A 2351-nucleotide genomic window follows, 5' to 3' on the forward strand; every position below is an offset into this window, starting at 1 on the left:
ATGTTAATACCATCTTGTTTACAAATTTGTGCTAGTTTATTTTTAATAGCAGTTTTCAAATTTGGATTAATTACTATTTTGTCTCCACTTTGCACNGGAATACTGAAGCTCAGCAGACTTAATAGAGCACTCCCAAAACAAAAGTATTAGCGCGACAGCACTCTTAACATGTGGGAGCGAAGATTTAATACCAAGCTTTAAATACAATTCATCATAAACGGACATATTATCTGGTCTATTCATCAATGTTTCCCTCCATAATATCATTTTTAATTACTCTAGCGATTGCTGATGCCAATAGTGGCGGAACAGCATTACCAACTTGTCTCATTTGAGAACTCTTACTACCAATGAATATGAATTCATCTGGGAATGACTGTATCCTGGCCGCTTCTCTTACTGTTATTGCCCGATTTAAAAAAGGATGAGTAAATTTGCCTGAAGAAGGTGTATCAAATCTTGTTGTTATCGTGACGGATATATCATCTTTTTTCATTCTGGTCCACGTACCACTATATATGGATTTAGTTAGATGCTCTTTTGGTAAAACTTCTTTACCGGCATTAGGAGGAATCATTCTCAATCTTTTTAATGAAAGTGGAGAGTGTTTTGTTGCCTTATGATTATACAAAAGGTTAGCATGTCCACGTAATTTTTTTTCATACTCGCTTTGAGGCGCATATCTGTATTCTTGCACCTCATCGCCTTCTCCTGATTCTAAAAATGCCAAGTCGCTAATTGCGTCCCATATAGTTACTTTCTCATTCAGCGAAGATGGTAAAGACGGAGCAACCCCATTCATTTTGCCAATAATAACTGCTCTTTTTCTATTTTGTGGTACTCCAAAATCCGCGGCATTAAGTACTCCATGCTGCAAAAAGTACCCCATAGCATTAAATAGCGTCTCAATTTCATTAAAAAAATAACCTTTTTCAGCAGTAAGCAGGTTTGGGACATTCTCCATTACAAAATACTTAGGTTTTACAAGCTCAACTACCTTTACATAATATTCAAATAAAAAATTTCTTTTATCGTWGATTGTTTTCCGCTGACCTTTTTGCGAAAAGCCTTGGCAAGGTGGCCCTCCTATAATGACGTCAATCTTATTTTTATATGTTCCAAAAACAGCATCCAAATCAAGAGAGGTAATATCACCAACGACCATTTTTGTTGTTTTATGATTTTTCATATAAGCGTTTGCAATGGATTCATCATACTCATTAGCTAAAAGAACACTGAATCCTTCTTCTTCAAAGCCTAACGATAATCCTCCTACGCCTGAAAATAAATCTATTACCGTTGGTTGCATTTATTTGCCCTCTATCCTAGATTTAGCAATGTTGTAGTATTCTGAGTTTAATTCTATACCTATAAAATTGCGACCAGCTCGTTTTGAAACAACTCCCGTTGTTCCAGAGCCCATAAATGGATCTAGAATATTATCACCAGGGTTGGAAAGTATTTCTACAAAGTGCTGCATCAAACTTTCTGGCTTTTGCGTTGGATGTTTTCCATATTTTCTTTCGCTATTCGGAGTAACGGATGTTTCTATAAAATCATGAAACATAGCTCCACCATTGTTAAATGTTCCAGTCTTTGTTTTATAAGTGAAATACACCCATGCTTCTGTAGAATTTACAAAATGTAAATTCATATTTCTGGGCATAGGGTTAGTTTTATGCCAAATCCCTGTTGTCTTATAGTAAAATCCATATTCCTCAGCTAACTTTATAATCGTTTCAACTTTTATAATAGCCATAAACACAATCATAGAGCCACCCTTTTTCATGACTCTAGAAGATAGTTCAAAAAAAGACTCCATGGATTTCTTCCATTCCTCAAAACCCATGTCATCCCAACCTGCGGCAGCAAAAAAATTGTCTCTCATCTTTTTTAGATTAGTATCTCTAGTTTTCATAAAACTACCAAGATTATATGGCGGATCTGTAACAATTAAATCTATTGATTTTGCCCTAAGATTATCCATAGCAACAATACAGTCATCGTTGTAAAGTTCTATTTTAGACAATATGAATCACTCTCCTAACTTAACAGCTACTCTGCACTTTCTCCACTGGCAATCCATTTATCTAATTCCGAGCGTTTAAATTTCCAAAGTTTTCCTATTTTATATACTGGCATATCTGGTTTTTTTCTTATCCAGGTTCTCAGAGTGACAGTTTTTATCCCCAAGTATTCTGCCGCTTCATCAATGCTGATATAGCCTTCTTCATTTTTCATCTGTGTTATACCACCTCTAAATTTTCATCACTACAGACCCAACTACCATTATATCTGCTTTTTATAAAAGGTCAATGTATTTGGTTGTATTTGGATATATTTCATTATAT

The 2351-nt window shown here is 35.0% G+C and carries 3 protein-coding genes; all 3 read right to left on the bottom strand.

Annotated features, from left to right (window positions below):
• Positions 1-235: 235 nt before the first annotated feature.
• From A5295_RS04495 to A5295_RS04505, 3 genes are read right to left on the bottom strand one after another with little or no spacing between them, the layout of a single operon-like run.
• On the bottom strand, positions 236-1309 hold the full coding sequence (locus A5295_RS04495; RefSeq protein WP_064621872.1) for a DNA cytosine methyltransferase: 1074 nt from the start codon (positions 1307-1309) through the stop codon (positions 236-238).
• The gene (locus tag A5295_RS04500) at positions 1310-2029 is read right to left on the bottom strand and encodes a site-specific DNA-methyltransferase (protein WP_004110918.1); all 720 of its coding nucleotides are present in this window, start codon (positions 2027-2029) and stop codon (positions 1310-1312) included. It lies immediately after the preceding gene.
• Between the two features lie 26 nt (positions 2030-2055).
• Positions 2056-2241: a helix-turn-helix domain-containing protein gene (locus A5295_RS04505; protein WP_012914000.1), complete on the bottom strand. Its 186-nt coding sequence runs from the start codon at positions 2239-2241 to the stop codon at positions 2056-2058.
• Positions 2242-2351: the final 110 nt, after the last annotated feature.

Source organism: Gardnerella sp. 26-12 (assembly GCF_001660745.1).
Lineage (GTDB): Bacteria > Actinomycetota > Actinomycetes > Actinomycetales > Bifidobacteriaceae > Bifidobacterium > Bifidobacterium swidsinskii.

What these genes read in the sequence shown, in the direction of transcription:
- A5295_RS04505 (WP_012914000.1), bottom strand. Translation starts at nt 2,241, where the DNA reads ATGAAAAATGAAGAAGGCTATATCAGCATTGATGAAGCGGCAGAATAC.